This window comes from Methyloversatilis sp., assembly GCF_030696805.1.
Classification (GTDB): Bacteria; Pseudomonadota; Gammaproteobacteria; order Burkholderiales; family Rhodocyclaceae; genus Methyloversatilis.
The window spans coordinates 88,610-108,007 of the sequence record NZ_JAUYRO010000012.1 but is presented as its reverse complement, the minus strand read 5'-3'; the positions used below and the strand labels follow the sequence as shown (position 1 = coordinate 108,007).

Below are 19,398 nucleotides of genomic sequence, written 5' to 3'. Positions count from 1 at the left end.
GGGATGAGCGCCTTGCTCGCTGCGACCGCACTGAAGGTGCTCAATCACCTGCTTGCCCAGACGCCGGGCGCGCAGGAAAGGCTTTCCGCGCATGCCGGTCGCCATGCACGGCTTGCGATCGGTGAAGTCAGTGTGGCGTTTGCGATCGAAGCGGACGGCAGGCTGGCCGAATCTGCTCAGATCCACCCTTCCGTCACGCTGCGTCTGCCGGCCGATGCGCTGCTGCGCCTGCCGCACCAGGGTGAAGGCGTGCTGCGCGAAGCGCGCATCGACGGAGACGCTGCGTTGGCCGAAACCCTCGGACAGGTGCTGCGTTCGCTCCGCTGGGACACCGCCGAAGATCTCAGCCGCGTGGTCGGCGATGTGGCGGCCGAGCGCATGGTGGGCAGTGCGCGCGCGCTGTTGTCCTCCGGCAGTGATCTGGCGAAGCGATTTGCGAGTGCCGGTTCGGAATACGTCGCTGACGAGGCGCAGATGCTGATCCGGCCCGCGGCGTCCGCTGCGTTCGCGTCGGGTGTGGATACCTTGCGGGACGATTACTCCCGTCTGCAGAAGCGGATCGAGCTGCTCGAACGCCGGGCTCAGCCAAAAGGCTGAGCGCTCCACCACCCGGTGAATGCAGCCCGCTGTGCGGGCGTCATCCGCACGCCGCATCGCGTGCGACGCCACATCACGTCATCAGCCTCCGTCGCCCATTCATTTTCGGCGCACCAGCGCGCCTCCGCCTCGAACAGGCCACCACCGAAATCACGGCCGGCGCCGTCTGCCCCACTGGCGTGATCGTCGATCAACTGCCCAGTCAGGGTGCCGTGGCGATGCCACAGCGCGTCAATCCATCCCTTCGGGACGACGCCAGCCTTCCCGTGCAGGCTGGCGAGCGCTGCGGAACCCGCGGGGCCTGAACCGGGCAGGAATTGGTCCGCGGTCGATGAACGGGTAGTACCGCTGAGCGGGCCGATCAGCAGATCGACTGCACTCTCGGCAAGTCGCCTGTAGGTCGTGAGCTTTCCGCCCTGTACGGTGAGCCAGGCCCGCCGACGGTCCGTTGCCTCAAGCGACAGTCGATATTCGCGGCTTGCCGTGCGCGCATCCTTCCCATCACCACCGATCAACGGTCTCATGCCGCTGAACGCCCACTCGATGTCTTCGGTGTGCAGACGACGGCCAAAAGCGCGCTGCACTGCCGACAGCAAGTACTCGAATTCAACGTCGGTAGCACCCGATCCGGACGGCGAAGCCAGTTCCGTTTCGGTCGTGCCGACCAGATGCGAATGCGCGTCCCACGGGATGACGAACACGACGCGCCGATCGGGCTGCTGTAGCAACCACGCGTCGTCTCCGGCATGCAGCCGGGGCAGCAGAATGTGGGTGCCCTGCACCAGTCTCAATGGCGGTGATGGCACACCCCGCAACTGCTCTACTTCGCCTACCCATGGTCCGGCGACATTGGCCACGCAACGCGCGTGAATTGCGCGCCTCCCGGCGCGCCCGGACAGCTCACAGCGCCAGCCCGATGTCGGGTCGGCGCTGACGGCGACCAACTCATGCCGGGGCAGCACCTCCGCGCCATGCGCGTGCGCATCCATCAGATTGGTCAGCGTCAGGCGGGCGTCGTCCACCCATAGGTCGAAGTAAGCGTGGGCGCCGGTGACCGGCGGATCAAGCTCACGCAGCAACGGAAAGTCCGGCGGCAAACGTTGCGATGCCGGCAGACTGTGACGGCCGGCAAGCAGGTCATACAAGCTCAGACCGAGCGCCAGCATCCAGGCCGGCCGCTCACCGGTGTGCGGCACGACGAAACGCTGCGGCCGCACGAGGTGGGCAGCGATGCGCCCGAGAACCTCGCGCTCGCGCAGGGATTCGCGCACCAGCCCGAACGCAGCGTGTTCCAGATAGCGGATGCCTCCGTGGATCAGCTTCGTCGACGCCGAAGAGGTCGCACCGGCGATGTCGCCGCGGTCGCAGACAACGACAGACAAGCCCCGCAACGCGGCGTCGCGCGCAATCCCGGCTCCATTGATGCCGGCACCGACGATCAGCAGATCATGCGAAGGCGAAGCCATGGTCAGCATTCTGCGCTGGAACGCATGTTTGCTTGACACGAATGGCTGCCTGAAACGAAAAAGGCAGACCGAAGTCTGCCCTTTCCCTTGTCTTGCGCTGCAAAACGCTCAGTGGCGTTTGCGCAGCTTCTGGATCGCCGCCAACTGGGCCACGGCGGATGCGAGTTCCGCCTGGGCGGCTGCGTAATCCATCGAGGCGTTGCGGTTCGACAGCGCCTCTTCGGCTTGGCGCTTCGCGTCAAGCGCCTTCGCTTCATCGAGATCAGCGCCGCGGATCGCGGTGTCCGCCAGCACGGTCACCAGACCCGGCTGTACTTCGAGCATGCCACCGGCCACGAACACGAATTCTTCGGCGTCCTGGTTCGGCAACTTGATGCGCACTTCGCCCGGGCGGATGCGCGTGATCAGCGGCGTGTGGCCGGGCAGGATACCCAGTTCGCCGCTTTCGCCCGGCAACACGACGAATTCCGCCAGCCCGGAGAAAATCTTCTCTTCCGCGCTGACCACGTCGACATGTACGGTCTTGGACATAAGTACTCCGTGAATGCTGCCCGTGTGCGGCAGCGGGCTAACCCGTCACCGCACACGCCGGTGCATTACTGCAGGGTTTTCGCCTTTTCGAACGCTTCCTCGATGCCGCCGACCATGTAGAAGGCCTGTTCCGGCAGGTGGTCGCATTCGCCATTGACGATCATGTTGAAGCCCTTGATCGTGTCGGCCAGCGGAACGATCTTGCCCGGCGAACCGGTGAAGACTTCGGCCACGTTGAACGGCTGCGACAGGAAACGCTGGATCTTGCGCGCACGGGACACGGCCAGCTTGTCTTCCGGCGACAGTTCATCCATGCCCAGAATGGCGATGATGTCGCGCAGTTCCTTGTAGCGCTGCAGCGTCATCTGCACCTTGCGGGCGCAGTTGTAATGCTCTTCGCCGACGACCAGCGGGTCGAGCTGGCGCGAGGTCGAGTCGAGCGGATCGACCGCCGGGTAGATACCCAGCGAAGCGATGTCACGCGACAGCACGACGGTTGCGTCCAGATGCTGGAAGGTGGTCGCAGGCGACGGATCGGTCAAGTCATCCGCAGGCACATACACGGCCTGGATCGACGTGATCGAGCCCACCTTGGTCGAAGTGATGCGTTCCTGCAGGCGGCCCATTTCGTCGGCCAGCGTCGGCTGGTAGCCCACGGCGGACGGCATGCGACCCAGCAGCGCGGACACTTCGGTACCGGCCAGTGTGTAGCGGTAGATGTTGTCCACGAAGAACAGGATGTCGCGGCCTTCGTCGCGGAACTTCTCGGCCATGGTCAGGCCGGTCAGCGCCACACGAAGACGGTTGCCCGGCGGCTCGTTCATCTGGCCGAACACCATCGCGACCTTGTCCAGAACCTTCGACTCTTCCATCTCGTGGTAGAAGTCGTTGCCTTCGCGGGTCCGCTCGCCCACACCGGCAAACACCGAGAAGCCGCCGTACGACTTCGCGATGTTGTTGATCAGTTCCATCATGTTCACGGTCTTGCCGACGCCAGCGCCACCGAACAGCCCCACCTTGCCGCCCTTGGCAAACGGGCAGATCAGGTCGATCACCTTGATGCCCGTGGGCAGCAGGTCAACCGACGGGCTCAACTCGTCGAACTTCGGCGCTTTCTGGTGGATCGAGCGGCGCTCGTCCGTCGGAATCGGGCCGGCTTCGTCGATCGGGCGACCCAGCACGTCCATGATGCGGCCCAGCGTAGCGCTGCCAACCGGCACGCTGATCGGCGCGCCCGTATTTGCCACCTTCATGCCGCGGCGCAGACCGTCGCTGGAACCCAGCGCAATCGTGCGAACCACGCCGTCGCCCAACTGCTGCTGGACTTCGAACGTCAAACCCGCTTCAGCGGTGTGCGTGCCATCTGCTTCGTCGAGTGTCAGAGCTTCAAACACTTTCGGTATCGAATCGCGCGGGAACTGGATGTCCACGACTGCGCCAATACACTGAACGATGTTTCCGGTATTCATCGTCTATCCCCAATACAAAAAATCATTGTGCGCGATCAGACTGCAGCGGCGCCGCCGACGATTTCGGACAGCTCCTTCGTGATCGCCGCCTGGCGGGTCTTGTTATAGACCAGCTGCAATTCGCCGATGACATTGCCCGCATTGTCGGAGGCCGCCTTCATGGCCACCATGCGCGCGCTTTGTTCGGACGCCATGTTCTCGGCGACTGACTGATACACCAGCGCTTCGACGTAACGGACGAGCAACTCATCGATCACCACCTGCGGGTCCGGCTCGTACAGGTAATCCCACGTGCCCTGCGGCGTACCGAGGCGATCACCGGTCAGCGGCAGCAGCTGCTCCATCACGGGCTCCTGCTTCATCGTGTTGATGAAGCGGGTGAAGGACATATACACCGCGTCGAGCTCGCCGGCCTGGAAGGCATCGATCATCACCTTGACGGTGCCGATCAGCTTTTCCAGGTGCGGCGTGTCGCCCAGCTGCGTTGCCTGCGACACCACCTTGGCGCCCATGCGCTGCATGAAACCCAGACCCTTGTTGCCGATGGCGGCAACGCGGATTTCGGTCGCGCCCTTCGCTTCCCATTCCTTCATCGAATTCAGGGCGAGGCGCAGCACATTGGTGTTCATGCCGCCGCACAGACCCTTGTCGGTCGTGACGACGATGACGCCGACGCGCTTGATCTGACCGACGGTCGCAAGGAACGGGTGCTTGTACTCGCTGGCGGTGGCGGCGGACAGATTGGCGGCAAGACGACGGATCGTGTCGGCGTAGGGGCGGGCAGCCCGCATCCTGTCCTGCGCCTTGCGCATCTTGGATGCAGCCACCATCTCCATCGCCTTGGTGATCTTCTTCGTGTTTTGCACGCTCTTGATCTTGGTACGGATTTCTTTTCCGCTGGCCATGGTTATCTCCGGTCCGCGCGCTTACGCCCAGCTCTTCTTGAACTCGGCCACCGCGGCAGCGAGCGCCTTTTCCGATTCACCGTCGAGGTCCTTGGTGGACTCGATCTTGTTCATCAGATCCGGGGTCTTCTGCTGCAGGTATTGATGCAGGGCCGATTCAAAAGCGAGCACACGCGGCACATCGACGTCGTCGAAGTAGCCGTTGTTGGCGGCGTACAGCGATACACCCATCTGCGCGACGGACAGCGGCGAGTATTGCGGCTGCTTCATCAGTTCCATCACACGGCGACCACGCTCGAGCTGCTTGCGGGTCGCTTCGTCGAGGTCGGATGCAAACTGCGCGAAGGCAGCCAGTTCGCGGTACTGGGCGAGTGCCAGACGCACACCGCCACCCAGCTTCTTGATGATCTTGGTCTGCGCTGCACCACCGACTCGCGACACCGACACGCCCGCGTTGATGGCGGGGCGGATACCGGCGTTGAACAGGTCGGTTTCCAGGAAGATCTGGCCGTCGGTAATCGAAATCACGTTGGTCGGAACGAAGGCGGACACGTCGCCGGCCTGCGTTTCGATGATCGGCAGCGCGGTCAGCGAACCGGTCTTGCCCTTCACTTCGCCGTTGGTGAACTTTTCGACGAATTCCGGATTCACGCGTGCGGCGCGCTCCAGCAGACGGCTGTGCAGGTAGAACACGTCGCCCGGGTAAGCTTCGCGGCCCGGCGGACGGCGCAGCAGCAGCGAGATCTGACGGTAGGCGACAGCTTGCTTCGACAAGTCGTCATAGACGATCAGCGCATCTTCGCCGCGATCGCGGAAGTATTCGCCCATCGTGCAACCGGCATACGGTGCGAGGAACTGCATCGCAGCGGAGTCGGATGCTGTTGCCGCGACGACGATGGTGTAGGCCATCGCGCCGTACTCTTCCAGCTTGCGCACCACGTTGGCGATGGTCGAGGCCTTCTGGCCGACCGCCACGTAGATGCAGGTCATGTTCTGACCCTTCTGGTTGATGATGGCGTCGATCGCAACCGCGGTCTTGCCGGTCTGGCGGTCGCCGATGATCAGCTCGCGCTGGCCGCGGCCGACCGGCACCATCGAGTCGATCGACTTCAGGCCGGTCTGCACCGGCTGCGACACCGATTGACGAGCGATGACGCCCGGGGCGACCTTTTCGACCTTGTCGGTCATCTTGGCGTCGATTGCGCCCTTGCCGTCGATCGGCTGACCGAGCGAATTGACCACGCGGCCGATCAGCTCCGGACCGACCGGCACTTCCAGAATGCGACCCGTGCACTTGACGGTCTGGCCTTCGGAAATATGTTCGTAGTCACCGAGCACCACGGCGCCGACGGAGTCGCGCTCGAGGTTCAGTGCGAGACCGAACGTGTTGCCTTCGAATTCCAGCATTTCACCCTGCTGCACATCATCCAGGCCATGCACGCGCACGATGCCATCGGTCACCGAAACCACGGTGCCTTCGGTACGCGCCTGCGCGGTCAGGTGCAGGTTCTGGATCCGGCTCTTGATCAGGTCGCTGATTTCAGACGGATTGAGGTTCATCAAAAAACTCCTAGTTCTGTAGCGCAGTGGCCATGGCGGCAAGCTTGCCGCGGACCGAGGCGTCGATCACTTCGTCACCGACCGCAACCTTCACACCGCCGATCAATTCCGGATCGATGCTCACCCGCGCCTCGAGGCGACGGCCGAAACGCGGTTCCAGGTCGGCCAGCAGACGCGCCACGGTGGCGTCGTCCATCGGAAAGGCCGAACTGACGTAGGCCACGGCATTGAGCTCGTGATCGTTCTTCAGGCTGACAAACTGCTCGCACACCTCGGGCAGCAGCGACAGCCTGTTGTTCTGGGCCAGTACGCGCACGAAGCTGCGGTGCTCGTCGGTCAGCTCGCCCGGAACTGCGGCGAGAAACAGGAAGCCGCGATCCACGGACGTGCGTGTGGGATCGGACAACAGCTGGCGAACGGCCGGGTCGGACGCTGCGGCCGCCATGCAGCCCAGCGCATCGGCCCAGGCAGACAGCGCACCGGCTTCCCTGGCGAGCTGGAAAGCGGCTTCAGCGTACGGTCGCGCGATGGTGACGTTCTCTGCCATGGTGTCAGCTCAATTCCTGTTTCAGGTTGGAGAGCAGATCGGCGTGGGTTTGAGCGTTGATTTCGCGACGCAGGATGCGTTCGGCACCCGCGACGGCAAGCGCTGCCACCTGATCGCGCAATGCGTCCTTGGCCTTCTGGGCAGCGGCACCGGCTTCGGTGGTCGCGGCTTCGCGGGCGGCGGCGATGATGCGATTGGCTTCCGCGCGGGCATCCTCGACCAGCTTGCCGGCCTGCTTTTCAGCGCCTGCGCGGAGCTCGGCGGCGGATTCGCGCGCGGAGCGCAGCTCTTCCATCGAGCGCTTCTCGGCATTGGCCAGATCGGCCTTCGCCTTGTCCGCAGCAGCCAGTCCGTCAGCGACCTTCTTCGCACGCTCGTCGAGTGCCTTGACGATGGGCGGCCATACGAAATTCTTCGTAAACCACACGAACGACAGGAACACCACGAGCTGGATGATGAGCGTTGCGTTCAGATTCACGGCAACTTTCCCTTCAATGAGTCGGTGTTGGGGCGGTTGCCTGTCTTACTTCAGGAAGGTCGACGTGGCGAACCAGAGCGCAATACCGAGACCGATAATGAACGCAGCGTCGATCAGGCCGGCCAGCAGGAACATCTTGACCTGCAGCGCGTTCATCAGCTCGGGCTGGCGTGCCGATGCTTCGAGGTACTTGCCACCCATCAGTGCGATACCGATACAAGCACCCAGAGCGCCGAGGCCGATGATCAGACCGCAGGCGATAGCAACGAATCCCAGTTCCATAACAACTCCTTAATGATAAAAATTAAAAAACTACGACAACCTGATGAACTGCAAATCAGTGACCGTCATGCGCCTGGCCGATGTACACCAGCGTCAGCATCATGAAAATGAATGCCTGCAGCGTGATCACCAGGATGTGAAAGATCGCCCAGGACAGGCCGGCAACGAAATGGCCGGCTGCGAGCAGGATGCTCGGTGCGTTCATGCCGGTCCATGCGCCACCCATCAGCGCGATCAGCATGAAAATGAGTTCGCCTGCAAACATGTTGCCGAACAGCCGCATGCCGTGCGAGACGGTCTTTGCGAGGAATTCGATGACGTTCATCGCGAAGTTGAACGGCGCCAGCAGGATGTGGTTGCCGAACGGTGCCGAAATCAGTTCGTGGAACCAACCACCGGCACCCTTGATCTTTACGTTGTAGTACAGGCACAGAAGCAACACGGCAATCGACATGCCCATCGTTGCATTGATGTCGGCGGTCGGCACGACGCGCATGTAGGCATGGTGCGGATCGTGGCCCGCAGCGGCATAGACGCCTTCCCAGATGCGCGGCAGCAGATCGACCGGCAGCAGGTCCATCGCGTTCATGAAGAATATCCAGATGAACACGGTCAGCGCGAGCGGCGCCACGAAGCGGCGCGACTCTTCACTGTGGATCATGCCCTTGGCCTGATCGGCAACCATTTCAACAAGGATTTCGACAGCGGCCTGGAAGCGGCCCGGAACACCTGACGTGGCCTTGGCTGCGGCGCGGTGCAACAGGAACACCGTCAGCAGACCGAGCACGATCGAATAGAACAGCGTATCGACGTTATACAACCCGAAATCAATCAGGTTGGCCTGCATTTCGCCGGAGTTGTTCAGAAACGTAAGGTGGTGGGCGATGTATTCGCCCGCGGTGGGAGCGGCGTGCGTCAGTTCGGTTCCGGATGCCATGTCAGTGTTTGAGCAAGAAAGCAAAAAAACCAGCCTGCAGTGCGACAGCCAGACCTCCGACAAACCAGCCCCACATGAGGTCCGGCACGAGGTAAAGGCTCAACGCCAGCAGTCCAATCGTCGAGAGGATCTTGATCGCCTCGCCGAAGAAGAATTCGAGCGGATATGCGTTGCCGGACGCTGAAGCAACTTTTGTCAGCCGGTTCAACCTGAGGGCGAACAGCAGTGACGGGATCGCGTAGCTCAATCCGCCCAGCAGCACCGACAACCCCGCAAGCGCCCCGCCGAACAACAGCGCACAACCAGTAGTGACCAGGATCAGCGAAAGCTGCAGCATGACGGCCTTCAGCATGCCTGCTCTTTCCATTCCACAGCGACTTTCCGGCCCACTGCGCGAACCTGTCCGATTTACTACGTCAGCGTCGCTTGCGCGACATCCCCAACTGCATTGCAGCGGCACACATGGAACTTATGCGCCACACACAAAGTCCGCGATGATACATGAGCTTACAAGACGGGTCAATTCAAGCGAAGCGCAGATTGAAGGTGGCCGTACGGCATCCCGGTTGCGCTGCAACACGTACAGGGGTTGACGAGGGGCGTCAATTAGTCGATATTTTTCGACATGAAAAGCACGTACCGATCGGACATCCCGCCGGAGTGGCTGCACCTGTCGCAGGTCTTTGCGGCGCTGGGCGATGAAGAACGCCAGCGCATCCTGCTGCTGTTCGAGCCGGGCGCTCAGCTGAACGCCAGCGACATCGCCCGGGCGTCGACGTTGAGCCGGACGACCGTGTCGCATCATCTTAAGCTGCTGTGCGACGCCGGCATACTTGAGCGGTCGCGACACGGTCGCGAAATTCATTTCCGGCTCTGTGCGACAACATTGATCGGCCACCTGCAGAGCGTGATCGACTATCTGGAAGATCACCGATGAACACCGCCAGTACGTTCTGCCATCCAAAATCGACCGCCCCGGCGTTCGCCGTGCTCGATGTTTCCGCGCTCGCCGGTCGCATCGGCTGCACACCGTTCTTCGCCTATGACGCGGCGGCGATCGAATGGCGCATCGACGCGCTGCGCGCGCAACTGCCCGCCGACACATTGCTCTGTTATGCGGTGAAAGCCAATCCGCTGCCGGCGTTGCTGCACCGACTCGAGCCACGGCTGGATGGCGCCGACGTCAGCTCCGGCGAAGAAATCCGGCGCGCGCTGGCGGCCGGGTTCGACGGTGCGCGGCTGGGATTCACCGGACCGGGCAAAAGCGCTGCGGACCTCACGCTTGCGGTGCGCCATGGTGTGCGCCTGTGCGCAGAATCGATCGGCGAGATCGGTCGCATAGCGCGCATCGCGGCACACGAAGGCCTGCCGGCGCGGGTTGCACTGCGCGTCAATCCGGATGTTGCGGTGACAGGCACGCATGTACGCATGAATGAAGCGGGTGTGTTCGGTATCGACAGCGACCAGCTTCCGGCGGCACTGCGCGCGTTGCGCGACCACCGACTCACATTCGCCGGCTTCCACTATTACTGCGCGTCGCGCATGCTCGACGCCGACGCAGTGATGGCGCTGCATGCGTTCTGCACGGCCGACGCACTGCGCGCATCCGATGACGCCGGGCTGGAGCTGGAGTGGCTCAATCTGGGTGGCGGCTTCGGCATCCCGGCCAGTGCGGAAGAGGCGCCGCTCGACATGGCTTCGGTCACCGCACACCTGCATCTCATCGACGCACAGCTGAAGGCGGCGAATCCGGGTGCGCGCATCGCGCTCGAACCGGGTCGCTACCTGGTCGGCGAAGCCGGCATCTATGTTTGTCGCATCCTTGACCGCAAGACGGTGCGCGGGCGCACCTGGCTGGTGGCTGACGGTGGCGCCCACCATCACCTGCACGCGACCCTGCAGCCGGATCGTGCGCAATCCGCCAATCTTCCGATGACGCTGCTGCAGGCCGTACCGTGCGCCGGGACCGAATGCGTCAGCATCGCCGGGCCGCTGTGCGCGCCCTTCGACGTGCTGGCACGCGACATCACGCTGCCAGTCGCCCAGCCGGGCGATCTGCTCGTGGTGTTCCAGTCCGGCGCCTACGGCGCCAGCGCCAGCCCGGTGAATTTCCTCGGTCATCCGCCGGCGGCGGAGATCGTGCTGTGATGCCCGCCGCGCGCCACCTGCTTACACTGGGTCTGATGATGACTTTCGCGCACCCTGCTCTGGCCGCGTCCGACGCCTTGTCCGACGCCTTGTCCGGCGGACGACTCGGTCTGCATGACGCGACCGGTTTTCGCGCCGTCAAGGGAGTTTGCGACGGATGCGCGGCAGCGCCGCAGGCACTGTGGTATTTCCAGGACGAATGGATCGCCGTTCCGTTGGCACCGGCGAGCGGTGTCGATCCTGCACTGACTGCGCAGGACGATGTGCGCGCATGGGCACAGGGTGCAGGCGCCGAAGCGACGCACCCGCCGCTGATCTGGATCGGCGCGCCGCATATCCTGACCGGCGCGCGCCTGACTGCCGACGGTACCCGGCTCGAGGTCGGCGACGGCGAGAGCCTTGCGTTTTCGCTGGTGCCACAACTGGCATCGAACGTGTCCTGGTTCAACGCCGACAGCGTGGCCTGGCTGCAGGGTCAGCCGCTGACGATGCGTGGCGAGACGACCACCGGCGGCTTCACGGCGCGCACCATCTGGCCGCACGGCTTCGACATGGATCTCGTGGCGCTGAGCGTCGAACCGCTGCGCGACGGCGAAACGCTGGCCGTGCTGGTGCGCGCCAACGAAGGCGGGGCACGCCAGCCGCCATCGACACGCCTGCTGTGGGAACGCACGCCGGGCGCGGGGCGCGCGGCCGGCGGCAAGCCGGTGCTTGCACTGGTGCTCAATGGCGCCCAGGGTGACGACGACGAAGCACATGGGGGCCATTTCGCCCTTGCCACCGGCATGCTCGGCGAGGGCGGCCAGTGGAGCGACTGGCTGGTGAACAATTTCTACAACCTCGACGCGTGGAGCGAGAAGGGCATTGTGGCGGCCACGCTGCCGATGGACGCCTACCTGACCGACCTCAACGCCGGTCAGGCCTGGTACCGGCCCTCCGCGGTGCTGGTCGCCGTGCTGCGCGACCCGCGCGCCGCCGCGCGAGTGCAGGAAGGCCTGGACCGCGTGTTCAGCCACTTCTACCGGCACGATTTCAGCTACCGCCACGCCACCGCCAACTGCGCTGCCATCAGTCTCGACACGCTGCGTTCGCTCGGCTGGGCGGTGCCGCAGCTGGGCCCAACGTCGAAGCTGGAAGCCTGGTTCGGCCTGCCCTACATGACGGTCAAGGAGCTGAGCCTGGCCAGTGGCCTGCAGACCTTCGAGTACATGAGCGCGGAACGCAGCGGCCTGTTTCCGTTCGTCGCCTTCAACGTCGCCGGGAGCGACCTGCTCGGCAGGCTGACTGCCGGCAAGGCGGCGGATCACGGTCTTGAGCGCCTGCTGGCCGACGACGTCGAAGCGCTGCTGTACATCCACGTACCGCAGATTCCGTCGTCGCGGGCCTTCGGCCGCGCGCCGGTCACGTCCTACGCTGAATATGCTGCGCGCGTGCCGGCCGATCGATCCCAGTGGATCGTCCGGCCGGCGCCGCCGCGGCCCTTCCCCGACGAACTGCGCGACGCCTCGGCACCGAAGGAGCCGCTGCCCGCGTCGCGCCGTGCCCTCATCGTCTGGCTGGTGGCACTGGGCGCGATCGCACTGTGGCTGCTGAGCCGGCTGTTCCGCCGCTGACCGGGGCCCGCATGAGTTCTCAATTCCACCTGCTGAAGGAAGGCCGCTTCCGGCCCTTCTTCCTGACCCAGCTGCTCGGCGCGCTGAACGACAATGTGTTCAAGACCGCGTTGATCACGCTGCTCACCTTCCGTGCCGGCAGCATCACCGACCTGTCGCCCGCGCTGCTCGCCACTGTGCTGCCGGGCGTGTTCATCCTCCCCTTCTTCCTGTTCTCGGCTACCTGCGGCCAGCTCGCAGACAAGTACGACCGCGCCATGCTGGCCCGCCTGAGCAAGCTGCTGGAAATCGTCGTCATGGCACTCGGTGCCTGGGGCTTCATCGCCGGCAATCTGCCGGCGCTTGTGCTGGCTCTGTTCCTGATGGGCACGCAGTCGACGCTGTTCGGGCCGGTCAAATACGCCTACCTGCCGCAGCATCTGCACGACGGCGAACTGGTCGGCGGCAACGGGCTGGTCGAATCGGGCACTTTCGTCGCCATTCTCGGCGGACAGATCCTCGGCGCCTGGCTGGTCGGCAACACCTCGGCCGGCGCTATTGCACTCGTCGTGCTTGCGCTCGCCGTGCTCGGCTGGTGGACCAGTCGCGGCATCCCGCTGTCACCGCCGCCGGAACCCGCGATGCGGCTTGACTGGAACCCGCTCAGTGCCACGCGCGAGACGCTGCGCTTTGCCACCGGCAACCGCACGGTGTGGCTGTCGCTGCTCGGCGTGTCGTGGTTCTGGTTCTACGGCGCGACGCTGCTGGCGCAGTTTCCGGTCTATGCCGCCGAGGTGCTGGGCGGCGGCGAGGGCGTATTCATCCTGCTGCTGGCGGTGTTTTCAGTCGGTGTCGGTGCAGGGTCGCTGGCCTGCGAGAAACTGTCCGGCGGCAAGGTGGAAATCGGTCTGGTGCCATTCGGCGCGATCGGCCTGACTTTGTTCGGCATCGATCTGTTCTTCGCCACGCCGTCGGCACCGGCCGCGTACGACGGCAGCGCGGCCGGCTTCCTGCGACAGGGCGCGCACTGGCGACTGCTGATCGACATCGCGCTGCTCGGCACCGCCGGCGGCATCTACATCGTGCCGCTGTATGCGTTGATCCAGAGCCGGTGCGAAAAGCATCACGTCGCTCGCATCATCGCTGCCAACAACATTCTCAATGCGGGTTTCATGGTGGTGTCGGCGCTGGTCAGCCTGCTGCTGTTCCGCGCAGGACTGGATATTCCGCAGCTGTTCCTGGTAACCGCACTGTTCAACGCCGTGGTCGCGATCTACATCTACACGCTGGTGCCGGAGTTCCTGATGCGCTTCATCGTGTGGATACTGATCCACACGGTGTACCGGCTCGACACGCGTGATCTGGAACGCATTCCGGACGACGGCCCGGCGGTCGTCGTGTGCAACCATGTGAGCTTCGTCGACGCACTGGTCATCACGGCGGCATGCCGGCGGCCGATCCGTTTCGTCATGGACCACCGTATCTTCCGCACGCCCATCCTGAGTTTCGTGTTCCGCACCAACCGCTGCATCCCGATCGCGCCGGCGAAGGAAGATCCGGTGCTGCTCGAACGCGCGTACGAAGAGATCGCCGCGGCGCTCGAAGCGGGCGATCTGGTGGGCCTGTTCCCGGAAGGACGCATCACCGATACCGGCGAGCTGTACCCGTTCAAGCCGGGCATCACGCGCATCGTCGGGCGCACGCCGGTGCCGGTGATTCCACTCGCGCTGCGTGGCCTGTGGGGCAGCTTCTTCTCGCGCAAGGACGGACCGGCGATGTGCCGGGTTCCGCGGCGCGGTCCGTTCAGCCGCATCGAACTGGTGGCCGGCGACGCCGTCGCGCCCGACGCCGCGACACCAGCCGCACTGCAGGCTCTCGTCGCCCGGCTGCGCGGTGACCGGCGATGAGGCGCCTGCCATGCTGACTGCCATCCTTTGTCTGCTCGGCCTCATCGCGGGGGCTGCGCACGGCGGAATCGAAGGCACCCTCGGCGCCGCCATCGGCCTTGCCGCCGGACTGTGGATCAGCGCCCGCAGCGCGCAGCGGGAACGCGACCTGACGCAGAAACTTCGCGAGCTCGATGACAAGTCACGCTGGCTGTACGACGCGCTGACCGCGCTGCAGCGCGAGCGCAGCGCTGCGCCGCCGGTCGAGGCAGCATCACCGGACGTCGTGGTCACAGTCGCGCCCGCCCTAGATCCTGCGGCTGCGCCGATCGTTTCGCCGACGCCGCCGGCCGTCAGCGCGCAGGCCGCCCCGCTCGATGCGCTGCATGCACCCGGGGTGCGGGTCGCTGCAGTCGCCGGGAGCACAGACCCGGCCGCGCCCGAATCCCGCAGCTCCTCCGCCAGCCCATCGTGGTCGGCCCTGTGGGCTCGCCTGATGGGCGGCAATCCGCTGGCGCGCATCGGCGTCGTCATGCTGTTCTTCGGCGTCGCGTCGGCGCTGCGGCTGGCCGTGCAGGCCGGCATGCTGCCGCCACAGCTGCGACTGGCCGGCGCACTGGCAGTCGGGCTGGTCATGATCGTCGCCGGCTGGCGCATGACCGGCGACGGGCCGCGCCGCATGTTTGCGCTGGCGGTGCAGGGCGGCGGCTTTGCGCTGCTCTATCTGTCGGTCTATTTTGCGCTGGCGACCTACGGCTTCATCGGTCCGGCGCCCGCCTTCGGCCTGTTCGCCGCGCTGGGCGCCGCCTGCGCGCTGATGGCCGCGCGCCAGTCAGCGCAAAGCCTCGCGCTGCTCGGCCTGTCCGGCGCCTTCGTGGCACCGGTGCTCGCCGCCACCGGGCGGGGTGATCACATCGTGCTGCTGTCCTACACGCTGCTGCTCGACATCTTCATCATCGCGTTGTCCTGGCGCCACGCCTGGCGCGCGCTGATACTCGCCGGCTTCCTGTTCACCTTCGCGATCGGTACCGGCTGGGGGCTGCGCAGCTACACGCCGGACGACTACCTCGCGGTGCAAGGCTTCCTGATCGCCTTTTTCCTGCTTTTCAGCGCCACCCCTGTCGCGCTGACCGTTGCACGTGCGCCAGGGGAAGCGGACAGGAAATCGGGCTGGAACTCAGGCAGCCTGCTGTTCGGCCCGCCGCTGGCGGCCGGCGTGCTGCAGGCCGCGCTGATGCAGCCTTTCGAGTACGGCGACGCGCTCAGTGCGGTGGCCGCTGGCCTGTACTACCTCGCGCTGGCCTGGCTTCTGCGTACGCGCGTGCCAGACGCTTCACTGGCCTTTCGCGCGCATGCCGGCATCGGCGGGGCACTGCTGACGCTGGCCGTGCCGCTGGCGCTCGACCTGCAGATGACGGCTGCGGTCTATGCCGTCGAGGGGGCAGCCGCGCTGTGGTACGGCTGCGTGCGCGGATCGAAGCTCACGCTGTGGGCCGGCGCTGCACTGCAGGGGCTGGCCGGCCTGTGGCTCGTGGCCGCGCTGCCCGAGCTGACGCTGGATTGGCCGCTGGTCAATGGCCGCACGCTGGGCTGCCTGCTGATGGCCGGCGCAGCGCTCGCATCGGTGCGCGTGCTGCGCGTCACGGCGGCGACCGGTGACGGGCTGCCGCAGGCACTGACCCTGTGGCTGGCCGGCTGGTGGCTGTTCGGCGGCCTGGCCGACATCGACGATTTCGCGCCGTCCGCGCTGCAGCCGGCGCTGGCACTGCTGTTCGCGATGGCCAGCGCCGCATTCGCCGAACAGCAGGGGCGCCGCCGCAACTTCATCACCGCACGCGCACTTGCAAGCTTGTCGCTGCCGGTGCTGTGGGCAGGCAGCCTGGTCGGCTGGGACATGCAGCACCACCTGCTGTTTGGCGCGATGGCACTGGCGCTGCCGCTCGCCTGGGCCACCCATCTGTGGATCCTGCGCCGGCAGGACGAAGACGGTGCCGGCCTGTTCAGCCGCTTCCGCCATGTTGCGACGGCGTGGACGCTGCTGCTGTCGGTTGGCGTCGAAGCCAGCGGCTGGCTGGATGTGTGGCTGCCGGGGCAGGACCTGTGGCGCTGGCTCGCCTGGATCTTGGTCTGGCTGGTGGCCGGCGTCACGCTGCAGCGCGCACTGGCGGTCGACCGCGACGAATGGCCCTGGGCCGCGCAGCGCGACCGCTACGAATGCTACGTGCTGCGACCGGTCGCCGCGCTGCTCCTGCTGTCGGTCGCGGCGCTGCAGCTGGCGCACGATGGCGGCTCGGCGCTGCGCTACCTGCCGCTCGCCTCGGCCCTCGATGTGGTCAGCCTCGCCGCGCTGCTGTGGCTGGCACGCGGTCAGTCACAGCGCCCGCTTCTGCTGCCGCTCCAGCTGCCGCTGACCGGCGCCGTCGGTCTGCTGTGGGTGTCGGCGCTGGCCGCGCGCAGCGTGCATCATCTGGCCGGGGTGGCCTGGTCGACACAAGCCATGTTCCAGTCCACGCTATTGCAGGCCACGCTGTCGCTGACCTGGACGCTGAGCGCACTCGGACTGATGATCCACGCCACCCGCAATGGCGCGCGTACCCTGTGGTTTGCCGGTTTCGCGCTGCTTGCCGCGGTCGGTGCCAAGTTGCTGCTGGTCGATCTGGCGAGCGCGGGCACTGTCGAATGGACCGCCTCCCTGCTCGGGATCGGCGCGCTCATCCTGATTGCCAGCTATGTCGCGCCGGTGCCGCCTGCCACCGATCCCGAAGGAGTCACATCTTGAAAACACGACTGACCGCCGCCCTCATCCTTTCCCTGTGCGCCTTCGGCAGCGCACACGCTGCCGACATCAAGCCGGGCCTGTGGGAATTCAAATCGAAGCTGGCGATGCCGGGCATGCCCGACATGTCGGCACAGATGGAAATGATGCAGCAGCAGATGAAGAACCTGCCGCCCGAGGCGCGCGCCATGATGGAGAAGCAGATGGCCGCCCAGGGCGTCGCGATGGGCAGTGGCGGCGCACTGCAGGTATGCATCACGCCGGAGGATGCCAAGGGCGCGAACGTCTACACCGGCAAGACCGACGGCGACTGCCGCTACACCAACGTCACCAACAGCGCGACCCGGGTCAAGGGCACCATCACCTGCACGAAGCCCAAGGCAAGCGGCGATTTCGAGGCCATCATCGACAGCCCGACCCATTTCACGTCAAAGGTGAACATGCAGTCTGCCGAAGGCACGATGAATGCCGACACGGACGCTCGCTGGCTGGCCGACGACTGCGGCAAGATCAAGCCGACGGCGCGCTGAGCGCCGGTGGGCGACCTGCCCATGTCTGCGCGACGCCGTCCGGGGAACCGGGGCGCCCCTGATGGCCTCGAAGCTGACGCAGACCCTTGATTTCACGTATCGTCCGCGCTTCGACTTCCGGTGCCGGCGCTGACCGCACCGACTTGTGCACCTTCCCCCTCCGCATGCTGCCGGCGCGCGGCCCGACCTGAAGATGGCTTTACACCGCCGACGACATCCTTCCACGCTCGGCTTCGACGCGTTCGACATGGCCTGGGAAACGAGCCCGCCCGGGGTCGTGTATCTGTCGTTGCGCGTGCGCCGCAGCGTGCTGTTCGCGCTGGCGGTGGCGATATGCCTTCACCTGGCGCTGCTGGGCTGGATACTGCACAAGGATCGCGTGCCCGAGCTGCCGCTGACCGGCTCGCCGAGCGAAAACATCAGCGCCCGCCTGATCCTGCCGGAAGCGCCGCGTCCGCGCGCGGAACCGCAGCCGCCTGCAGTGCAACCGGCCCCCGTTCCCCCGCCGCCGACCCGCCAGACCGAGCGACCGAAGCGCGACCGCAAGCCCGTGCCGGTCAAACCGCAACCCGAAGTGCTGCGCGCACCGGTGCCCGACCCCGCTCCGGCACCCCCGCTGGCGCCGAGCCGGCCCAAGCTCGACGACGAACCGACCGACATGTCTTCGTACGTCAATCGGCAACGGGAACGACGACAGGCAGCCGAAGCTTCGGAAGGGCGCGAAACCGCTGCGGGTATTGCGCGCGAGCGGGTACCCAGCGCGGACGAGATCGCGATGGCGAACATCAAGCGCAACCTGCAGTCGGGTACCAGCGGCGTGTTCCAGATCACGCGCAAGAGCGTGCGCACGGCGTCTTTCGTGTTCCGCGGCTGGACCACCGACGCGGTCAATGCGAGACGTGAGTTCATCGAGGTCGATGCCGGTGTCGGCGGCGACATCGAGCGTGCGCTGGTCAAACGCATGATCGAACTGATCCGTCGCTACTACCAGGGCAACTTCAACTGGGAATCTCGCGTGCTCGGCCGCACCGTCGTGCTGTCGGCCGCACCCGAAAACAACGCCGAGCTGGAAGACTTCCTGATCCGCGAATTTTTCCGCAGCGGCTACAGCTATCCACCCTGACGCGCCGCAGGTGAGCGAAGGGGAATGATCGATCGAGGGCGATCGGTTCGCTGTCGCACGGAAACGTGCGTGAGGGACGCCTATGTTGGGCCATCCGGCCGCGCCAACCCGGCCTGCCGGCCCACCCACTTGAGGCACATCCCATGAAAACATCGAACATGCTGGTTGCAGGTTTCACCGCGCTTGCGCTGTCGGGCTACGCGCTCGCCCAATCCACAACGTCCGACCCGGCCCGGGCAGCGGGATCAAGCGGTGCAGTCAGCAGCCCGCTGATCGCAGATCCGGCGTCAACACAGCCTTCGTCGCCGTCACAGCCCGGGAACGACCGCTCGCAGGGCACGCGCTCCGACACTGACCGGAGCAACATGGCACAGCCGTCGTCCACCGCGCAGGAGCGGATGAACAACACCAGCGCCGACGAACGGCTGCGCAGGAATTCGTCGAGCGGATCGTCGTCGGACTCCGCAAGCGAAGCCCGCAGGTTGTCGGATGAAGGCGCAACCGGGGCCGGTGACAGCTCGAGCTCGAATGCCACACGTACCGCGCGTGCCGACCGCAACTGAAATTGCAT

19 protein-coding genes are annotated in these 19,398 nt (G+C 65.2%); 9 read left to right on the top strand and 10 right to left on the bottom strand.

The window, feature by feature from the left end:
* Positions 1-3: 3 nt before the first annotated feature.
* Positions 4-597 carry a hypothetical protein gene (locus Q8R75_RS01500; protein WP_305615346.1) on the top strand — a complete coding sequence of 198 codons (594 nt, stop codon included), beginning with the start codon at positions 4-6 and terminating at the stop codon, positions 595-597.
* On the opposite strand, the gene glpD is transcribed toward Q8R75_RS01500, so the two are convergent.
* From glpD to Q8R75_RS01450, 10 genes are all read right to left on the bottom strand, one after another.
* The gene (gene glpD / locus Q8R75_RS01495; RefSeq protein ID WP_305615344.1) at positions 582-2,063 is read right to left on the bottom strand and encodes a glycerol-3-phosphate dehydrogenase; all 1,482 of its coding nucleotides are present in this window, start codon (positions 2,061-2,063) and stop codon (positions 582-584) included. The genes Q8R75_RS01500 and glpD overlap by 16 nt on opposite strands.
* A gap of 108 nt (positions 2,064-2,171) precedes the next feature.
* Positions 2,172-2,594: a F0F1 ATP synthase subunit epsilon gene (locus Q8R75_RS01490; protein WP_305615342.1), complete on the bottom strand. Its 423-nt coding sequence runs from the start codon at positions 2,592-2,594 to the stop codon at positions 2,172-2,174.
* A gap of 65 nt (positions 2,595-2,659) precedes the next feature.
* Positions 2,660-4,063 (bottom strand): F0F1 ATP synthase subunit beta, encoded by a 1,404-nt coding sequence (gene atpD, locus Q8R75_RS01485; protein ID WP_069038768.1) that lies wholly within the window; start codon positions 4,061-4,063, stop codon positions 2,660-2,662.
* A gap of 35 nt (positions 4,064-4,098) precedes the next feature.
* Complete coding sequence (gene atpG, locus Q8R75_RS01480) at positions 4,099-4,968, bottom strand: F0F1 ATP synthase subunit gamma (RefSeq protein ID WP_305614689.1); 870 nt, start codon at positions 4,966-4,968, stop codon at positions 4,099-4,101.
* Positions 4,969-4,989: 21 nt separating this feature from the next.
* The gene (gene atpA / locus Q8R75_RS01475; RefSeq protein WP_305614690.1) at positions 4,990-6,528 is read right to left on the bottom strand and encodes a F0F1 ATP synthase subunit alpha; all 1,539 of its coding nucleotides are present in this window, start codon (positions 6,526-6,528) and stop codon (positions 4,990-4,992) included.
* A gap of 10 nt (positions 6,529-6,538) precedes the next feature.
* Positions 6,539-7,075, bottom strand: a complete 537-nt coding sequence (locus Q8R75_RS01470) for a F0F1 ATP synthase subunit delta (RefSeq protein ID WP_069038771.1) — start codon at positions 7,073-7,075, stop codon at positions 6,539-6,541.
* Positions 7,076-7,079: 4 nt separating this feature from the next.
* Positions 7,080-7,553 (bottom strand): F0F1 ATP synthase subunit B, encoded by a 474-nt coding sequence (locus tag Q8R75_RS01465; RefSeq protein WP_069038772.1) that lies wholly within the window; start codon positions 7,551-7,553, stop codon positions 7,080-7,082.
* A 45-nt stretch (positions 7,554-7,598) separates the two neighbouring features.
* A complete protein-coding gene (gene atpE, locus Q8R75_RS01460; protein ID WP_069038773.1) occupies positions 7,599-7,835 on the bottom strand; it encodes a F0F1 ATP synthase subunit C in 237 nt (78 codons plus the stop codon).
* Between the two features lie 55 nt (positions 7,836-7,890).
* Positions 7,891-8,772, bottom strand: coding sequence for a F0F1 ATP synthase subunit A (atpB, locus tag Q8R75_RS01455; RefSeq protein WP_305613159.1), 882 nt, complete (start codon positions 8,770-8,772; stop codon positions 7,891-7,893).
* Between the two features lies 1 nt (position 8,773).
* Positions 8,774-9,124: an ATP synthase subunit I gene (locus Q8R75_RS01450; protein WP_305613160.1), complete on the bottom strand. Its 351-nt coding sequence runs from the start codon at positions 9,122-9,124 to the stop codon at positions 8,774-8,776.
* A gap of 273 nt (positions 9,125-9,397) precedes the next feature.
* On the opposite strand from Q8R75_RS01450, the gene Q8R75_RS01445 reads away from it, so the two are divergent.
* The 8 genes from Q8R75_RS01445 (at position 9,398) to Q8R75_RS01410 (ending at position 19,390) form a co-directional block, all read left to right on the top strand.
* Positions 9,398-9,709, top strand: coding sequence for a metalloregulator ArsR/SmtB family transcription factor (locus tag Q8R75_RS01445; protein ID WP_305613161.1), 312 nt, complete (start codon positions 9,398-9,400; stop codon positions 9,707-9,709).
* Complete coding sequence (locus Q8R75_RS01440) at positions 9,706-10,920, top strand: alanine racemase (protein ID WP_305613162.1); 1,215 nt, start codon at positions 9,706-9,708, stop codon at positions 10,918-10,920. The genes Q8R75_RS01445 and Q8R75_RS01440 overlap by 4 nt, the downstream gene beginning before the upstream one ends.
* Positions 10,920-12,533 (top strand): hypothetical protein, encoded by a 1,614-nt coding sequence (locus tag Q8R75_RS01435; RefSeq protein WP_305613163.1) that lies wholly within the window; start codon positions 10,920-10,922, stop codon positions 12,531-12,533. Before Q8R75_RS01440 ends, Q8R75_RS01435 begins: the two co-directional genes overlap by 1 nt.
* Before the next feature lie 11 nt (positions 12,534-12,544).
* On the top strand, positions 12,545-14,419 hold the full coding sequence (locus Q8R75_RS01430) for an MFS transporter (RefSeq protein ID WP_305613164.1): 1,875 nt from the start codon (positions 12,545-12,547) through the stop codon (positions 14,417-14,419).
* A 10-nt stretch (positions 14,420-14,429) separates the two neighbouring features.
* Positions 14,430-17,177, top strand: coding sequence for a DUF2339 domain-containing protein (locus tag Q8R75_RS01425; RefSeq protein WP_305613165.1), 2,748 nt, complete (start codon positions 14,430-14,432; stop codon positions 17,175-17,177).
* Positions 17,174-17,704, top strand: coding sequence for a DUF3617 domain-containing protein (locus Q8R75_RS01420; protein ID WP_305613166.1), 531 nt, complete (start codon positions 17,174-17,176; stop codon positions 17,702-17,704). Before Q8R75_RS01425 ends, Q8R75_RS01420 begins: the two co-directional genes overlap by 4 nt.
* 193 nt (positions 17,705-17,897) lie before the next feature.
* Positions 17,898-18,827, top strand: coding sequence for a hypothetical protein (locus tag Q8R75_RS01415; protein ID WP_305613167.1), 930 nt, complete (start codon positions 17,898-17,900; stop codon positions 18,825-18,827).
* Positions 18,828-18,970: 143 nt separating this feature from the next.
* Positions 18,971-19,390, top strand: coding sequence for a hypothetical protein (locus tag Q8R75_RS01410; RefSeq protein ID WP_305613168.1), 420 nt, complete (start codon positions 18,971-18,973; stop codon positions 19,388-19,390).
* The last annotated feature ends 8 nt before the right edge of the window (positions 19,391-19,398 follow it).

Excerpts from the sequence above, each read along its gene's own strand:
- atpG (WP_305614689.1), bottom strand. The coding sequence starts at position 4,968 with ATGGCCAGCGGAAAAGAAATCCGTACCAAGATCAAGAGCGTGCAAAAC.
- Q8R75_RS01425 (WP_305613165.1), top strand. The coding sequence starts at position 14,430 with ATGCTGACTGCCATCCTTTGTCTGCTCGGCCTCATCGCGGGGGCTGCG.
- Q8R75_RS01490 (WP_305615342.1), bottom strand. The coding sequence starts at position 2,594 with ATGTCCAAGACCGTACATGTCGACGTGGTCAGCGCGGAAGAGAAGATT.
- atpB (WP_305613159.1), bottom strand. The coding sequence starts at position 8,772 with ATGGCATCCGGAACCGAACTGACGCACGCCGCTCCCACCGCGGGCGAA.
- Q8R75_RS01440 (WP_305613162.1), top strand. The coding sequence starts at position 9,706 with ATGAACACCGCCAGTACGTTCTGCCATCCAAAATCGACCGCCCCGGCG.
- Q8R75_RS01445 (WP_305613161.1), top strand. The coding sequence starts at position 9,398 with ATGAAAAGCACGTACCGATCGGACATCCCGCCGGAGTGGCTGCACCTG.
- Q8R75_RS01500 (WP_305615346.1), top strand. The coding sequence starts at position 4 with ATGAGCGCCTTGCTCGCTGCGACCGCACTGAAGGTGCTCAATCACCTG.
- Q8R75_RS01415 (WP_305613167.1), top strand. The coding sequence starts at position 17,898 with ATGGCTTTACACCGCCGACGACATCCTTCCACGCTCGGCTTCGACGCG.
- Q8R75_RS01435 (WP_305613163.1), top strand. The coding sequence starts at position 10,920 with ATGCCCGCCGCGCGCCACCTGCTTACACTGGGTCTGATGATGACTTTC.
- Q8R75_RS01410 (WP_305613168.1), top strand. The coding sequence starts at position 18,971 with ATGAAAACATCGAACATGCTGGTTGCAGGTTTCACCGCGCTTGCGCTG.
- atpE (WP_069038773.1), bottom strand. The coding sequence starts at position 7,835 with ATGGAACTGGGATTCGTTGCTATCGCCTGCGGTCTGATCATCGGCCTC.
- glpD (WP_305615344.1), bottom strand. The coding sequence starts at position 2,063 with ATGGCTTCGCCTTCGCATGATCTGCTGATCGTCGGTGCCGGCATCAAT.
- Q8R75_RS01450 (WP_305613160.1), bottom strand. The coding sequence starts at position 9,124 with ATGCTGAAGGCCGTCATGCTGCAGCTTTCGCTGATCCTGGTCACTACT.
- atpD (WP_069038768.1), bottom strand. The coding sequence starts at position 4,063 with ATGAATACCGGAAACATCGTTCAGTGTATTGGCGCAGTCGTGGACATC.
- atpA (WP_305614690.1), bottom strand. The coding sequence starts at position 6,528 with ATGAACCTCAATCCGTCTGAAATCAGCGACCTGATCAAGAGCCGGATC.
- Q8R75_RS01430 (WP_305613164.1), top strand. The coding sequence starts at position 12,545 with ATGAGTTCTCAATTCCACCTGCTGAAGGAAGGCCGCTTCCGGCCCTTC.
- Q8R75_RS01470 (WP_069038771.1), bottom strand. The coding sequence starts at position 7,075 with ATGGCAGAGAACGTCACCATCGCGCGACCGTACGCTGAAGCCGCTTTC.